The following is a 16,041-nucleotide window of genomic DNA, read 5'->3' as shown; positions in this document are numbered from 1 at the left end:
CCACGGCCAGAATTTAACGGAGAGATAAGTGATAGGAATAACGATTCCAGATAATACAAACGAGCGCTACACAATCTTCCCTCCGCCACAAGGAAAAGTTCAACGCATAATTACGATACATCGCCCAGACGTTAAAGTGCAGTCGAAGTTTTGGGAGCATGGACAGAGCCCACCTCTGGCTTTCAAAAAGATTAAGCAGGACCGGATTCCAAGACGTATGGAGTTAGTTCTGGAGTTTGATCGGAAATACCTGATCGAATACTTCCGGATTGATCGATTCACACAAGAAATACAAATTTTCGGAAAACCAAAAATCACTGTCCCAGGTGCGCAGACACAAGAAATCATACCGATAAAGTCAATATTAAGAACAATGTATGGCAAGCGCTCCATGAGCAGACTCTTTTTTTACAATGAAAGACCAACCTTTTCGTATCATACGGCATTCCAGAAATACGACTTTATTTATGGAATTGATACCAACAAACGCGAATATACCATTGAAAAGAAAGCAGTGTATTACACTGCTGTGGCTGAATATATTCTGAATTCCCCTGATGATCACGAATTCAAGATACTTCCTGATCACTGCAATATGAAGGCAAATCTAATACAAGAAGAAGAAATAAATTCTGAACTAGTTTCAATATTTTTTTTAATACAATCCTTAAGCAATTCTGCCACCTCCAAAACCAAAAATTTTCTTATCTTCACCGATAGCGACCTCGGAAAAATTGACGGTATAAACCAACGCGCAATACCATTGTTTCTTGGGCTTTTTCTTCCACCCAATTTTAAACTCGCATATGCAAGTGCTGAGCGCGGCAAAGCAGAATTTCCAATTAATAAAATGCTAAAAATGTGCGACGATCATGCCAACCATATGGCGGCCACCGAAAGCGTACAGACAAACGACTACCCCCGTGTACTCGAACTACGTCAGAAGCGCGAGTAACTTAGGTAGTGGCAAAAAATATTCATCGAAGCTCCGGTTTGGGGAATTAGAGACTTGGCTTATTCGGAATTGCAAGTGGCTCGTGCGGTGTCGAACCGTCCAAGGAGGGAGTTGTAATCCCGCACAAGCTGTCCGTAGTCTCCGGCGATGCCGAGAATAGCTGAAGCAGTTGCCGGCAAGAGGTTGGCTCGCGCTTCTGCCGGAGGGCCGGCTCGAGATCCGGAACCTTCGTCCGCTCCGACTTCATGTAGCGGATTACCCGCTCCTCCTGCGGTAGTGACTGACAGGCGGACATCGCCAGCGAGAGCAGCAGCAACAGCGATACGCTTTTCGTTTTCATGGTCTACGCGATCTTTCTGCTGGCGTTCCGCCAACTGGGCAAATTTCGATTGAAGTGCTGCGGTTTCGGCGCGTGCGCGAGCGGCATCGGCTGCCGCCTCGCGCCGTGCATTTGCTTCGATCGCGGCTTCGGAGGCTTTCCACTCTGCGTGCACTCGCGCCGCACCTGCGCCGTCACCTTTCGCGATCAGATGCGACTCATAGCTCTGCTCGGCCAGCAAAATCACCACCAGTACTGCGCCGCCGCCGATTACCTTCCACCACCACGGGAGCGCCGCGATCACGACAGCACCCGCTTCGCCACAGCAAACAGCGCTAGGCGCTCAGCCAGTCCATTGGTGCCGCCGTTGATCCGGCGGGTAACTGCAATCTGGTCGCCGGCATCCGCTAGCTTATTGAGACCATGTGTTTTCCAAAACCAACCTGCCGAGCGGCAGGCACTGACCGGCTGCTCGAGTAATTCGGGCTGGCTCAACAGATCAAGGCCCAAGGCGGTGGCGCACGCGGCGTAGTTCGTCCGGCCGGTAATTTGGATCAGGCCGCGCCCTTTGTAGCGCTGTCCGTCGCCGTCCGCCTGTGGCGTGTTACCCAGCCGTGCGGCGAGCGGTCCGGTGTCGTAGGCGGCGCCGCTGGCCAGCTCGCACACGAACTGAAGCTGCCCAGACTCGTGCCCGACTTGCGCAAGGAACGAAGCCTGGCGCGCGGGCGTATTGATTTCGAATTCGGCCATGGCAACCGTCAGTGGCGCCAGAAACTGAGCGATCCGGCGCTGCCCGGCCAGCGGCATGATCTGTGCGAGCTGAGCGGCCGTTATCACAGCGCACCTCGCGCATCCTTGACCACTTCAACGGCATCGTGCACGATTTCCCCGATATCCTTGTCGCGGCGGCGATCAAGCCAGCGGATCACGCCGCCGATCAACCACCATGCCGGCAAACCAGCGGCTACCATGACCGGAGCGGCCACGAACAGCACGCCCATCGCCGGGTCGCCGCCGTAGAGGATCGTGACGGCCTTCGCCGAGTCGAACAGCGAGGGCCACCAGCTGTGCACGGCCATCACCGCGAACGGACCGAAGATGCCGCTGGTGGCGATGGTGCTGGTCAGGCGCAAGAATGCCTCACGCAGCGTCTTGGGCCACATGAACAGGAACACCAGCGCGGTCGCGGCGGCGCCGGCCAGTACGGGCACGCCAAAGATTTTAATCAGCGCGCCACCAGCGGCAGTGGTTGTTTCGAGTGCGGGCATAGTTTCTTTCATGGCATTAAAAAACCCGCCGAAGCGGGTTGTAGTGGTTAGTGATTTTCGACGGCCGGGCCGGGCGGCTCCGGATCAGCGGGCGGATTATCTGGATCGGTGTCGGGGCGCCACACCCACTTTTCTGCACCGTAGTACCAGTCTGCAAAGCAGGACGACGCTACGATTCCGTTGTTGGACACTGGGTAGCCATTACCGTCAAGTGCGATGACAACGCCCGCTGGTTCCGAACCCGTACATGACCACGGATCACCTTCTGTCATACCCATACATTTCCCCTTAATTAAACTCGACAATCGCGTAAGCCGCGCCACCAGACTGAGCGGTGGCGCTACCGCCATTCGCACCACCAATGCCGACCAAAATTGCGGCCCCCGAGGCGCCGCCAAAGTTCACCGTCCCGCTTATTGCACTAAAGTTACCGGAAGAGGTTGAAATGATGGCCGCACCAGATCCGCCCAAGAAAAATACCGATCCGCTAAAAGCACCGCCGCTGCCGAAATCATAGGAGGCGCCGCTGCCACCACCGGCACCCGATGCGGCTGACAGGCCAGAACTTGCCGAGCCATTTCGCCCTTCAGTACCTGCGCTGTAAAGCGGCAGTCCTCCCTGAAACACCGGAAAAGCCTGAGCCGATCCCACTCCCGCTGGGGCGCTACTCCCCGGCGCAGCATTGTTTGCGGAAGCGCCGTACGCACCGGCCCCGCCTGAAAATACAGCTCGATCGCCAAGCGATGTGGCTGTCGATGTTGCATCACCACTTTTGCCACCGACACCAGCCCCGCCGGTGGCAGCAAATGCTCGACCGTTGGCTACAGTGACAGAGGCGGCTGCTGCTCCACTGGAATATGAGACGCCGGAGAATCCGATACAGGCACCACCGGTTGCAGCAATCGAATATCCATTGGCTACAGACGATGTCGTAGCTGAACCCGCCGCTGCACCCGTTATGTTTATATCTCCCCCGGAGAACGTCCCTCCCAAGCCGCCGGGCGCGGTTCCAGCCCCTATCAGGAATTTTCCGCCTCTCCCCGGGTTAGCGGTCATGGACGCGTTGGGCCCAACGATTGTGGCTGGCCCAGCACCATCATTTCCATTTATCCCGCCGCTACCGGTCACACCATCTTTGCTAACGGACACGCCACCTGCGGTCAATGTGATGACGTAGGCATCTCCGGCTTTGCCGTAGACGGTTTTGATCCCAAATCCACCTACGCCGCCGCCAGTCGCCGAAAGATTGGCGTTATCTGTGCTGACCAGTACCGCTCCTGTTCCACATGGGCCAGACAGAGTAAATCGAATGGGACCATCGGCCTTTGCTACAAACACTTGGCTCTGCGTCACCAATATGCAGTTGCGGAACGCGATAGGCGTCGTCGGCGTACCGTCGCCCCGGCGAATGGTAATGCGAAACTTCGTGACGGTCTCGGCCTCGATGTCGATTTCATCACCTGCAGCCAGCGAAAGAGACCCCCCCTTGACTACCAAGTTGGCGCTGGCCGTAATTGATGGCGCCCCCACCACCAGCAAAGTGCGCTTGGCGCCTGCCTGCGGCGCGTTCGCGATCGCGGTAATTGCTGCGCTACCGGTGAGCGATACCAGGTTGCCGCCGGTCGACCACGGGTCAATCGTCGCCGCGCTGGCCAGGTCGGCGCCCTTCTTCTCGTCCAGTGCGCTGGTAAGCTGGCCGCCGGCCGTGCCGCCCGTGGGACCGTACGCGCCTGCCGGCGAGATCGTCCAGTCGTTGAACGTGCCGGTGCCTTCCGTCTTGGTGATCGTCATCGTCAGCGTGGTGCCGCTGTAGCTGGCGACCGTGCCAAACATTTTGTTCGTCGGCGCGCCAGCGCTGACCAGTGCCAGCGGCGCAGCCGGTGGAAACTGCTTGCCGGCCGGGACGGTGAGCACCTGGGTACCGTTCCCCATCACCAGTGAAGTGGTGCTGGTGGCGATCAAGCCGGTGGCGCTGTTGGCGGAAGCAGCCGCGCTGGCAGCCGCTTCACCAGCCTTCGCCGTCGCGGCTACGACCTGAACAGCGGCATCAGCAGCCTTCGCGGTGGCGATACCGGCCTGGGTTGCCGCAGTGGCCGCCGAAGCCGCGGAGTTTCCTGCCTGGGTGGCAGAGGCAGCCCGGCTGGCGTCGGCAGCGGTTGCACTGGCTGCAGCGGCAACCTGCTTGGCGTTCACGTCGGCCGCTAGTGCGTTGGCTTCACCGCCCCACGCCGGCAGGTCGCTCATGTACTTGCCCGTCGCCTGATCGAAGTCCGCCTGCGACATCGACTGATTCGGCAAGCCATCCATCAATTTCGTAATTGCCATCAAACTACCCCTTCGATTTGCAGTGCCATTTTTGAATTCGTGAAGCCCTCGATGACGTTTTTAAACGATGAGAACTTCCCGCAAAGGACGGTCGAGCCAAATTCGACCGCTCCGATGTAGACCAGGGACTTCTGGCGCCGAGCGGCCAGCCACTCCTGCACGTAATCGATCATGTCGTTGTCGAGAACCACGTCCAGCGTCATTCGTTTTGAGAAGCCGCGCTCGGTTGTTTCGCTGGTGCCATCGAAGTTAAACCGCGTTGTCGAGTAGTCCTTGATGTCCGTTCCCAAGCCATATTGCGAGAAGCCGATATCCTCGATTGGACCAATGTTGCACATGCCGCAGCGAGCAATACCACCCGGATTCTTGATCTCAATCTTCACGCGGGTGTTGTAGTACAAAGGCAAGTCCAGCGTGAGGAAATAGCTCCTGCGCCTGCGCCGGCCGAACAGCCAGCGGTAGAAACTACTGCCCGAGCTCGACGTTTGCATGCTGGTCACCTGCCGATAAACCACACCCGCCGTCGGGTCGGTTGACGTGACGATGATCTCTGCTGCATCGACGTTACCGAGGTAGACGCCCTGAGCGATCGCCTTAGGGTCGATCTCAATCACGATCGAATCCGCGCGCTCCGTCTGCGTGTTGTTATAGGCATCGAACATCTTCCAGCGGTTCGTTGCACCGACAGGAAGCCAATATGTCTTATCAGAAAGCGCGCGCCCGAAGTTCTGTCCGGCCGCCGCGCTGTGCACTCCCGACTGACTGCCGCTAGTGTTGATTGCAGCGCCGCCGAGCGTCGCGCTCAACTGGAAGGTGTTGGTCGCTGGCGCCACCAGGTAATAAACGACGTCCGGAAGAAACCCGGTCGGCAGCAAGCCGGTGCTGGTGAACGACACTGGCGTACCAGCCACCAGCCCGTGAGCCGCCCAGGTAACGACTCCGGGGGAGCCTATCGAAATGGCAGCGACCGCGCGCACGCCCAGCTTCGACTCGAACTTCGTGTGCGTGGCCGGATCCATAACGGCGTCGCCCGCGGCATACACCCGCGTCAGGATCTGCGTCGGCGCGGTGTCATCCTCCGGTACGTTGGAGCTCACGAATACGCCGGGATCGGATACCGCAATTGGGTCCAGAATAATCATGCGGCCTCCACTTCCTTGGTTGCAATTGGCGTTTCGCCGTTGATGGCGCCATCGAGCGAATCGGCCGTGTTGAGCGTATTTTTGGCGATCGCGTAGAGGTGCGATTCCAGCATCAAGCGCAGCTCGGCATTCTCAGCACGCTGCGCGCGCAACTCGGCCAGCAACTCGCTACCATCCCCGCCGCGCAGCATCGAAGCCGTCTGGCTGGCGTTGAAAATGCGAGAGGGTCCAGTAGCTTCGAGCTCGGGACCGTGCTCGCCGACAATCCGCAAGCCCCCCATAAAGTCGCCGCCGGTGGCGAACCCCGGCGGATGCAGCGCTGCATACTCGGGACTGTTTTTGATGTAGCTCGCGATCTTATCGATCGAGTCGCCCTTCGCGATCTGCGCCTGGTAGAACGCCAGGCCATCAGCATCAGGCGCGCGGCCGAGCAGCGACTGGTACAGACCGCCGATGTCGGCCGTGCCAGATGCGACGGGATTGGCTTTCACGGCTCCCATCGCTGTAGCCAGCGCCGCCAGCGCGGCCGGAATAGAGGCCACGCCAGCGTTGATGCCGTTCAGCGCGTCGACCTGTGCTTTCGCGGCCTCCAGAACACCATCGAGACGTGAGATTTCCGCCTCGTACGCCAGAGCCGCCTGGTCCTTTTGCGCGTTCAGCGAGTCGAGCATCAGTTGCTCCACACTCAACTGGTTATCGGTCAGGTCGGCCAGGTCTGAGATCACCAGCGCGGCCTGATAATTCGAGCGCTGATAGTCGATGTACGAAGCGAACTGATCCGACGAATCCTTGCTCAGCGTTGCCAGAGCGCCCTTCAACGAATCAGCGTCCGGCATCGCGCCGCCTGCCTTGGCGACGGCCAAGGCAGCAACGATCTGCGCCTGGGCGGATGCTCGGTCTTCCGCCGGCGAAGCGGTCTGTCCACGAATACCGTCGAGCGCACTGTGTAGCGAGTCAGACAACGACTTCAGTTTTGTGACTGAAGCAGATGTCTTATCAATCTGCGCCTGCATCGCGTCCATCGTGGCTTTATTTGCAGCGTCAAGCACCTTCTTTTGCGCGTTGACGGCGGCGGTCAGGCTGTTGAACGCATTGTCGACGGCAGCGAACAGTGATTTGCTGAGCGCATCCGCTGCTGCTTTGGCGTCCACCGCAGCCTTCGCTTCGGCCTTGAGGCCGGCGAGACGATCGTACAGCGCTACCGTGCTGGCATCCATTCCCTTCGTTTCGAGCGCGCGCACTTCGGCGGCGCTCATGCTCGACTTGAGAATCTCATTGATCTGCTGCTGATAGCCGGCATTCGTGCTGGCGAGCGCTTGAGCGTCTGCGGCGGCTGCGGCGGCCGCCGCATCTTCATCCTTGAGCGCTTTAAGCCGGTCGTACAGCGCAACAGTACTCGCGTTCATTCCGACGATTTCGAGCTGGCGGATAGCTGCCTCGCCTTGGCGCGCCGCCAGCAGCTGGTCGATCTGCTTCTGGTAATCAGCATTCGCAGAGGCGACATCTGCCGCCTTTTGTGCAGCCGTCACCTGGTCGTAAAGTGCCTGATTGTGACCGTCAATGGCGGCGCGCGCCTTTTCAGCAAGCTGCGCCTGCGTCATGGTCAGCTGGTCTAACTGGTTCTGCAGGTTGCCGCGCTCGTTCTCGACGTCCTGCAGCGAGCGCAGCGCGCCGGTGGCTGCCTCGGCGGCCGGTACGACTGAGGCAAAAGCCTGCGCGTTGGCCAGCAGCGCAGCGACGGCCGGCGCGCCAGAGGCACCAAGAGCCATTTGTGCCTCGACCTGCGCACGGTACGCGTCTCTGGTCTCGGGCATCTGCACGCCCACCGCTTTCAGTGCGGCGGCGACTTGGTCTGTGACTACCTTAGTCTTTTCACCCTCGCTGTAGAAGGCATCGTAGAAGGCCCCTGCATTGGTCGCCAAAGCATTGATTCCGCCTGAAGCGTTGATCAGCGCCGATGCCGCCGCATCGCTGAGCCCGGCGAAACCCACCAGGCGATCGCCCATCAGTACCAGCGCCTTCTGCGTTGCATTGATCGTGTCGACCACCTTGGCCAAGTCCTCCAGCGCCGGCGTGGCGCCCAGGCCATCAAGCATTGATTTTGCCCATTCGGGCATGCCGATGCCATCGAGCGCAGCGCGCACCGACGTGCTGATCGATGCCAGGTACTCTTTCTGGCCAGCCTCACCATCTGCGAACACTTTCGGTGCCCAGCGGCTGTTGGCGTCCCCCCATTGCGAGACGATGCCGTTGAGGTTGCTGATGATCAGCGCGCCCCATGCACCGTCCTTGCTGGTGTCATCGGCAAAGGCGGTTGCGGCGGTGTAGCCTGCGGTCTTGCCAAAGGTGGTAGCCGTGCTGTCGAGGATGGCCACAACACTCTGCGCCAGCTGCGACGTCATCTGGTTGGCGGCGTCGGTAGTGTTGATGCGCTGAAGGCCCAGCGTACCGGCGCTGATGGTCTGCGCGCCCGCCGCCGACGCGCTGGCGGCGCCGCCGGTATGGATCGTGCCGGAGCTGTCCCACTTGCCCACCAGTGCGGTGAGCCCAGCGATGCCCAGCGCGATCGGCCCAAGCGCACCGGCCAACACGCCGATGCCGGAGGTCAAGCCCGCCAGCGTGCCGGTGCCAATAAGCGAAGTGCCGGCGGTGAGCGCTCCTCCGAACGTGGTCGCGCCAGTAAGCCAGCCCGCACCGCCCATGAGGGCGCCACTGAGACCGCCTGCACCAAACATGCCGCCCAGGGCCGATCCAGCCAATGCCGTTCCGGCCCCGCCAGCAGCAGTCGATGCCGCCGATGCGGCGGCGCCGCCGGCACCGGTAACGCCGAGAAGGCTGCCAACCATCTTTACCACGAACGGCTGAGCCAGCATCTTGTAAATCTGGTCCGCAACAGTGGTTTTGAAAGTCGTGATGAGCGAGGTGCTGAACGACTTCCAGCCAGATTTTCCGTGGTTGAGCATGTCGGCAAAGCCCTCGCGGAAGATGTCGTCGTACTTCTTGACCGCCTCGCGCTGCTCGTCAAGCATAGGCTTGAGCGACTGATTCTGATACCAAATATCGAACTGTTGCTGCAGCTGTTTCTGCTGTTCGGTGCCATCGCCTGCCAGTGAAATACGCTTGCGCCACAGGTCGGCGTCGATCTCGGTCAGCGCTACCGCGCGAGCGCGCTCGTCTACAATTGAATTGGCGGCAAAATTCCGGTTTTCCTCTGTAAGCTGCTTGATATAGCCCAGCGCATCGGTTTTGGTCAAAGCGTCGGCGCTCTTCTGCTTAACGGCAATCAGGCGCTCGGTCTGCGCGATGTCGTCAGCAGTCAGATCGAGGTCTGCAGCGTGAACCAGCCGATCTTGCAAACGGGCGACGGTCAGCGCTTCGATCTGGGCCTTAGTCAGGCCAAATGCCGTTACCGCCTGTTCATTGGCAGCGGCTTCAGCTGCGGCCGAGGCGAAGTCCTGGCGGCGCTGTTCGTTGAGTTCGGCAATAGCAGCAGCGACTCCACGTTGCGACTTGAGCGCTTTTTCGGAGGCGTCCTGCTCAGCCAGTGCCGCGCGTACCGATGCCAGCTGACCGGCTGTCAACTTTACCTTTCCGCTGGCCAGCTCTTGGTCGAGCTTGATCCGGGCTTTCTGCGTGTCGGTGGCATCGATGCCTGCGGCAAGCTCTAGCTTATTGGTAGCGGTCGCCTCGCGGATTGAACTGATCAGGGTCTTGTAGGCCTCGGCCGACTTTTGGGCCGCAGCAGTCGCGGCTTTGCCTGCATCCGAACTCTTCCAAGTCTCAGTTGCAAGCGTGCTTGTCAAGTTGATGTACTCCTGCTCGCCTATCGCATTCGCATCGCGGGCAGCTTGCAGCGCCTTCAGGTCGTCGATATATTGCTTGTTCACGCCAGTCAGGCGCTCGCGCACTGCGACCAAGGCCTGCGCAGCCGGCCCAAAAGCGGCGGCCTCGTCATTGGACGAATCGCGCTTCTGCATCTTGGTGGTCAGCTCGGCGATATCCTTGAGCACATTCAGACGAGCGAAGTACACATCGTCGTTGCTCTTACCTTTTCCTTGCGCGAAGTCACCGGTCCGGTTATTGATGTCGTTCAGCAGCGCCGACGCTTTCTGCAACTGGTCCAAGATTGGCAGATCCTGCTCTGCCTTCGTTTTGGTCGAGCCGAGCTTTTGCAGCTGGATCAGTTTCTCGTTTTTCGCGATTTGCTCGTCAAGGCCCTTGACTATGCGCGCTTGAGCCTCGTCAAACGATTCAGCGGCCTGCTTGTTGCCGTCTTCCGCTTTTTTGCCCCATACTGACCATGCAGTCGCAGCCAGGCCGAGCAGCGTGATGACGATGCCGATTGGGCCGCCCAGCAATCCCATCGCACGGCTGGCAAGTCCGATAGAGGCCGCGCCAGCAGCGTTCGCGGTATTTAGCGCGGCCTGCGCAGCCGTCTGGGAGGCAGTCGCTGCGGTTACCTGTGCCGCGACCCGAGCTTGTTGCTGCCCCAGAAGGGCAAGTTCGGCGACCATGGCGGCACGTGCGGTTTCGGCAGTCGCGAGTTCTGCAGTGGCCAACGTGAGGGTACGCAATGCAAAGCTCTGCGCTCCAGCGGCAGTGGAGGCGGCGATGGCGGCGTTGGCCGCTGCGATGTTGGTCCGCGCTTGGGCCAGCCGCGCGACCGCCTCTTCGCGGGCGATAAGGATCGCAGCCTGAGTGGCGGCGGCCCGAGCGCCAGATGCGGTGGCGCCAGCCAAGTCAGCCTCGGCGGCGGCAATGGTAGCCGCGCGCGCTGCATTCTCAGCAGCTACTTGGGCATAGGCAGCCGCGATACGCTCATAGGTCTTGACCGTCCAGGCAGTGAGCCAGTTCACGATCGACACGGCCGCGACGGTGGCCATGACGCCAGCCAGCAGGTTCAGGTTGTCCGCCAGCAGGCCGATAGCGCCAGTCAGGATCGCTACGGTTCCGCTCGCTTGGGCCTGCACGCCGATGAACTCCATGACGTTGTTCTTCAGCACCGTGAAGGCGCCGCCGATGGTCTGGACCTGCTTGGCTTCCGTACGCAGCTGTTCCAACGCCCCAGGCAGGACGTCAGCCATTATCTTCGACGTGATCTGGCCTTCGGACGCCATCATGCGCAGCGCGCCGATAGGCACACCCATGCCGTCGGCCAGCGCCTTCATCAGACGTGGCGCCGCCTCGTTGACGGCATTGAACTCCTCGCCGCGCAGCGTGCCGGAGGCGAATGCCTGCGACAGCTGCAATTGTGCGGATGCCGACTCGGCCGCCGTTGCTCCAGAGACCTTCAGCGCCAGATTGACGGTTTCGGTGATGGCAGCAACCTGCTTCTGCTGCACGCCGAGTTCACGCGTTCCATTGGCGATCCGCGCGTACAGCGTAGCAGTGGCGGCCAGATCCTGCTGCGCCGTGTTGGCGATGCGGCGCACATCATCGACAGCAGCGGCATACTCGCGCTGCGACTGAGTGGCCAACTTGATCTGCGCGTTGAATTTCGTGTACTCGTCGGCCATCCGGATGATCGCGCCAACGCCGGCGCCGACGCCCAGCAGCTGCAACGCTTGCGACAGCTTGCGGGTCACCGCATCCAGGCTGGCGGCCTGCTGTTCAGCGCGCGCACCAGAGTCGCGCATCCGGTCCATCGCCTGGGCGGCAACCTGCGCCTGGGTCGAATCGATCCGGATTGCGAGAGTGGCGATATCAACGGTCATGGGTGGCCTAAATGAAAAAACCGCCTCGAGGGCGGTCGGTGTTCGTGGTGGGCGGTGCGCGGCCGCCCTAATCGCTGGCCAAGTAGGCCTGGTCCAGCGCGTCGATGCATTCGCCTTCGAACGGCGTGAGCTGGATGCGGTGCCGCCGCTCCCAGGCCATGATCTGTTCATCCGAAAGCGGATTTGCAGCCATGGCACCGGCGGTGCGCTTGGCGTTCATCTGCAGGAAGTAGCCCCAGACGTGCTCCAGCTCATGCGGGATTGACGGGACGTCAAGCTGCGGCGGCATGATGCCGGTCTGCTCGTACACCACATTCAGGTGCCAGCCCAGCGTCCTGCCGTCCTTCTGCCTGGCGCTGAGCTTAAGCGACGCCTGCGCGTGCTCGACCAGCTGCTGCTTTAGATCGCCAAAAAATTGGCGTCAGCTTCCAGGGCGGCCAGGATCTTCGCTTCCCAGGTCGGCTGAGCGTCGAAGCACAGGTTGAGGAATTCAGGCGTCAGCGCCACCGGCTCGCCGTTGGACACGAAGCCGGGCGCGCCGACAACGACTGCGATGGCGATCTTGCGGTTGCGGTCTTCGCCCAAGTCGTACAGCGTGCCGGCGCCCTTCTCGGTCTTGGCGTCGATCTGCTCTTTCTTGGTCTGGCTGCGCTTGATGGCGGCAACCGAGGTCGAGCGGATGACGTCCTTGTACTGGACCGAGTTCTTGCCGACGATATCGAAGCCGGCCAGCATGTTGCCGTCGTCGTCGTGCACGACTTCCACGGTGTGAACTTTCGAGATTTTCTCCGGGCTGGACAGCAGGGCGATATCGAAGCCGGCCGAGATGATTTTTTGTGCGGTGGTAGTGGTCATGGTATTGCCTTTCGCGGGTAAATAAGTGCCCGTACCGACTGCCGCGCCCGCGAAGGCGACGGCAGCCGGTCGGTGCTGGGGAGGCTTGCGCCAAAAAGAAAACCCGGCGTGTGGCCGGGTCAGGGTTAAACGAGGCTGGTATCCTGGAGGAGGATGGTGGATTTACCAGCGCCGGTGCCGGCAGCATTCGGGCCGGCGGTGAAGTCGTACTGGCGGATGATCTCCTTATCGCCGGATTCGCCGCCACCAAAGATTTTCACGACCGGCATCGCCATGACGAAGGCGCCGCCGATACCGTCGTCCAGACGGTTGATCAGCGAGATCGCCTGCTCCTGGTCGAAGTAGTCGTCCATGGTGCCATTCTCGTAGTACACGCTGATCTGGCCGCTGACGTCGATCATGTCCATGAACACATCCGGGGTCACGTTGGAGCCGACCACCTTGCCCACCGAGGCGTTGCCGTTGATGTCCAGGCTGAAGTTGGTGCAAACCTTGGTGGCGACGCCATTGATGACGGCCAAGCCGGAAGGCGTGACCAGCATGTCGCCCGAGCTCGGGGCGGCCGGGTTCGTGTAGTAGGCGACGTTCGCTTTCTGGCGATCCTGGCCCATGAAGGCCACTTCGGCGCTAACCTTATCGTCGGCGTTCAGGCCCAGCTTGGCCGAGGCGACACGCTGGCCGGTGAAGCGATACGACTCGGACACGGCGGCGTAGAACTTCTCGATCATGTAGCTGTCGTTGGTGTGGCCGGTCTCTGGGATGTAGGTGATCTTGCCCGGTACGGTGATGCCGATACCGCTGGCGCTCGCCGCAGCAACAACAGTTTCTGCCACGGTAATCTCGGTCGCCGTCAGCGCAATGATTGTGAACAGCTTGCCGTTGTTCGCAGCGCCGCCGGCGGTGAAGCCACTCGGCTTGAACAGCATCCCCAGCGCCAGGCCATCCGCAATAAACGAACCAGCCGAGCGCACGAAATGCGGCGCAGTCGCAGTCGCAGTGATGGTGAGGCCGGTAATCGGCGTCACGGCCGTCCAGTCGCGGCGCAGCACGGAAGCCAGCAGGTCGTCGATCAGGCCCAGGGCCATCTCGAAGTTGGTGCTGCCGTCGACGGTACGGCCGCCGTGGCGTGCCATCGGGCGCTGGGCGTTGGTCTGAATTGCGGCCGACTGGATCTTGTTCTTCTTCAGCGTCAGGCTGTCGCTGACGCGGCGGGCCTCGCGCGCGCCGGTGGCGCCGGGCAGCGTGCCGTAGGCGCTCTCCTTCTTGCGCACGATCTTGGTCAGAACTTGGGTCTGAATGGTCATGGTATTGCCTTTCTTCGGACGAAAAAAAAGCGCCCGAAGGCGCTGGTGGATGGTGCGATGTGCGGCGGTTTAACTGAAATCGTTCGCCGAGTACTTGATGGTGATGGGCGTCATCCAGAAGCCGGCGCCGTCGGGGCGCGACTGTGCGATGGATGGCGTCTGCAGGATCTGGATGTTCAGGCCCAGCTTAGTGATCGTGGTCGGGCACTTGAACAGCACCTCGATGGCCTTGGCCAGGTCGTCGCTGTCGCCGGTGCCCTCGTTCTCCGGCAGGAAGATGCCGACCTGATACATTCCGTGGTACCGGCGGTGCTGCGCGCCTTGGCTCGGGTCGAGCGTTTCGGCCGGCATCAGGTCGGCGCGGATGTGGCGCACGCCCACGGCCGGCTTCGCGCCCCGGTTCTCCAGAAACAGGGCAATCGGCGGCACCTGTGCGGCAGCCCAGGCCTTGAGATGGCCTTCGAGCGCCGCGCGGATAATCTTGTTGCTCATTGCAGGCCTCGCACATAGTTTTCCAGCGCCGCTGGCAGGTTGGCGAGCGTAATACGGACCATACCGCTCGGCGCTTGCTGGCTGTAGCCGTACTCCAGCTTGCCGGCATACGGCAGGTTGTTCACGATCCACAATTCGCCGCCCGCCTTCACGCTGGTGACCTGGCCAGCCATGCGCGCGATCGTCGCGGCGCCGGATTTATCGAAGGTGTCCAGCGCTCCTTGCGGCAGAACCTTGCCGAACTGCCAGTTAGAACGGAAGCGGCCTGTGTCGACGGGCGAGCCCAGCACGGTACCCTGCGCCACCAGCACCACTGCCATGCGGTGCGCCTTGTCGATGTTGCCGTCGAAGTGCTGGATGAACCGCGATAGGTCCGCACTGAACGACCCGGCCATCAGTTGCCTTTCAGCTGCACGATGTACAGCACCGGCACGTCGACCGGCTCGATTTTCTGCACCGGCCCGATGGCGTACTGCACCCCGGCGACCAGCACCAGGTCGCCGACGGTCGGTGCCGGCAGCGGCTGCCCGTTCAACTGCAGAGGCGAAAGGTACAGCTCTTGGTCGCCGGCTTGGATCAACGTGCCGTCGATGCGTTCAGCCTCGTAGTTCAGCTTGACGCCAGTGGCGGTGTAGTCGGTGACGGTCTTGATCGGCTTGCCGGTGTCCGGGTCGTCGTCGCCCAGCACGATGCGGCGCAGGGTGACAGTGCCGCCCTTCTTGCGCAGCTTAGCGTCGGCGTCGCGGGCTTTCTTGGCATAGTCGGTCATGCCTTAGGCTCCAGATGATCGTGCGGTGGCGTGCTATGGAAGCGGACAGCCTTGATCGTCGCCTTGCCGTCGATCAGCGCACGCAAAACGCGGTGCCACCCGTCCATGATGAAGCCTTCCTGCGACAGGATGACCGGATAAGTGGTGTCGACGTCGAGCGCGCGGCGCATATGGAAAGCCATTCCGTAGGCCGACCCGGTCGGCGTCCACACTTCGGTATCCGCGTAGATTGCAGCCAGCGGCAGGTCAAACTGTTCAAGATCTTTGGCGCGCGCGATGAGGTTCGTCACCGACCAGACCTTGCCGTCGTGACTGTACGTGTTCTCGAATACCGCACAGCCTTCGATCTTCACTACTGGATAGGCGCTCATCCGCGCACCAGCTTGATCATGCCGCTGCCGCCGGCCGCGCCGAAGTACGGCTGAAGCGCGGCGTCGACGGCCACGAAGCGCTCGCGCGCGTCGGTAGTGTTCTGGAAGTACTCGGTCTCCAGCGGACCGGTCTTGTCGCGCTTGACGACGTTCGAGCCGGTGTCCAGGTCAGGCATCAGCTGCTCGCCGGCACCGGCACGCGCCGCCAGGTCGATGCAGGCGTTGGTGATTTCGACCGGAACGATAGTGCTTGGTACCGGAAAGCTGTCAACGCAGACGTCGTAGCGCGGCCAGTCCAGCGCCTGCGCTTGGTAGACGCGGCGGCCGGCCCAGCGCTGACGGTAGTTCGCCAGCATGAACTGGGTGGCGTTGCGCAGCGCCACTTCCTTGTCAGCCTCCGCGCGCGGGGCCCAGTCGGTCACGCCCAGCGCTGCGCAGCGTGCATCAGCCTGCGCCACACTGGCATAGCTTTCGGCATTTGGCAGGCCGGCCCCGGTTTCGGTGTTGAGCATGAAGATCCTTTAATT

15 protein-coding genes are annotated in these 16,041 nt (G+C 61.0%); 1 reads left to right on the top strand and 14 read right to left on the bottom strand.

Annotated features, from left to right (window positions below; translation table 11 throughout):
- The first annotated feature begins 28 nt into the window (after positions 1-28).
- The gene (locus tag GTP55_RS25690) at positions 29-955 is read left to right on the top strand and encodes a hypothetical protein (RefSeq protein ID WP_161047636.1); all 927 of its coding nucleotides are present in this window, start codon (positions 29-31) and stop codon (positions 953-955) included.
- 59 nt (positions 956-1,014) lie between these two features.
- Here the strand turns inward: GTP55_RS25690 and GTP55_RS25685 are convergent, their stop codons facing one another.
- The 14 genes from GTP55_RS25685 to GTP55_RS25620 all read right to left on the bottom strand — a co-directional run bounded on the left by GTP55_RS25685 (position 1,015) and on the right by GTP55_RS25620 (position 16,026).
- The gene (locus tag GTP55_RS25685) at positions 1,015-1,578 is read right to left on the bottom strand and encodes a hypothetical protein (RefSeq protein ID WP_161047635.1); all 564 of its coding nucleotides are present in this window, start codon (positions 1,576-1,578) and stop codon (positions 1,015-1,017) included.
- Positions 1,575-2,081, bottom strand: a complete 507-nt coding sequence (locus GTP55_RS25680) for a glycoside hydrolase family 19 protein (protein WP_161047634.1) — start codon at positions 2,079-2,081, stop codon at positions 1,575-1,577. The genes GTP55_RS25685 and GTP55_RS25680 overlap by 4 nt, the downstream gene beginning before the upstream one ends.
- A gap of 26 nt (positions 2,082-2,107) precedes the next feature.
- Entirely contained in the window at positions 2,108-2,554 is a 447-nt protein-coding gene (locus GTP55_RS25675) for a hypothetical protein (RefSeq protein ID WP_161047633.1), read from the bottom strand.
- A 276-nt stretch (positions 2,555-2,830) separates the two neighbouring features.
- Complete coding sequence (locus GTP55_RS25670) at positions 2,831-4,867, bottom strand: hypothetical protein (protein WP_161047632.1); 2,037 nt, start codon at positions 4,865-4,867, stop codon at positions 2,831-2,833.
- Positions 4,867-6,009, bottom strand: coding sequence for a hypothetical protein (locus GTP55_RS25665; protein ID WP_161047631.1), 1,143 nt, complete (start codon positions 6,007-6,009; stop codon positions 4,867-4,869). The genes GTP55_RS25670 and GTP55_RS25665 overlap by 1 nt, the downstream gene beginning before the upstream one ends.
- Entirely contained in the window at positions 6,006-11,723 is a 5,718-nt protein-coding gene (locus GTP55_RS25660) for a tape measure protein (protein WP_161047630.1), read from the bottom strand. Before GTP55_RS25660 ends, GTP55_RS25665 begins: the two co-directional genes overlap by 4 nt.
- Before the next feature lie 67 nt (positions 11,724-11,790).
- Positions 11,791-12,033, bottom strand: coding sequence for a phage tail assembly chaperone (locus tag GTP55_RS25655; RefSeq protein ID WP_161047629.1), 243 nt, complete (start codon positions 12,031-12,033; stop codon positions 11,791-11,793).
- A gap of 89 nt (positions 12,034-12,122) precedes the next feature.
- Positions 12,123-12,578 (bottom strand): hypothetical protein, encoded by a 456-nt coding sequence (locus GTP55_RS25650; protein WP_161047628.1) that lies wholly within the window; start codon positions 12,576-12,578, stop codon positions 12,123-12,125.
- Between the two features lie 125 nt (positions 12,579-12,703).
- Positions 12,704-13,882, bottom strand: a complete 1,179-nt coding sequence (locus GTP55_RS25645; protein WP_161047627.1) for a phage tail tube protein — start codon at positions 13,880-13,882, stop codon at positions 12,704-12,706.
- Positions 13,883-13,951: 69 nt separating this feature from the next.
- On the bottom strand, positions 13,952-14,374 hold the full coding sequence (locus tag GTP55_RS25640; RefSeq protein WP_161047626.1) for a phage tail terminator-like protein: 423 nt from the start codon (positions 14,372-14,374) through the stop codon (positions 13,952-13,954).
- Positions 14,371-14,769, bottom strand: a complete 399-nt coding sequence (locus GTP55_RS25635) for an HK97 gp10 family phage protein (protein WP_161047625.1) — start codon at positions 14,767-14,769, stop codon at positions 14,371-14,373. The genes GTP55_RS25640 and GTP55_RS25635 overlap by 4 nt, the downstream gene beginning before the upstream one ends.
- Positions 14,769-15,143 (bottom strand): hypothetical protein, encoded by a 375-nt coding sequence (locus GTP55_RS25630; RefSeq protein ID WP_161047624.1) that lies wholly within the window; start codon positions 15,141-15,143, stop codon positions 14,769-14,771. The genes GTP55_RS25635 and GTP55_RS25630 overlap by 1 nt, the downstream gene beginning before the upstream one ends.
- On the bottom strand, positions 15,140-15,514 hold the full coding sequence (locus GTP55_RS25625) for a hypothetical protein (RefSeq protein WP_161047623.1): 375 nt from the start codon (positions 15,512-15,514) through the stop codon (positions 15,140-15,142). The genes GTP55_RS25630 and GTP55_RS25625 overlap by 4 nt, the downstream gene beginning before the upstream one ends.
- Positions 15,511-16,026 carry a DnaT-like ssDNA-binding protein gene (locus GTP55_RS25620; protein ID WP_161047622.1) on the bottom strand — a complete coding sequence of 172 codons (516 nt, stop codon included), beginning with the start codon at positions 16,024-16,026 and terminating at the stop codon, positions 15,511-15,513. The genes GTP55_RS25625 and GTP55_RS25620 overlap by 4 nt, the downstream gene beginning before the upstream one ends.
- Between the last annotated feature and the right edge of the window lie 15 nt (positions 16,027-16,041).

The sequence above is a fragment of the Duganella margarita genome, from assembly GCF_009857535.1.
GTDB classification, from domain to species: domain Bacteria; phylum Pseudomonadota; class Gammaproteobacteria; order Burkholderiales; family Burkholderiaceae_D; genus Rugamonas; species Rugamonas margarita.
The sequence above is the reverse complement of the archived record's forward strand: the minus strand, read 5'-3'. Positions and strand labels throughout refer to the sequence as shown.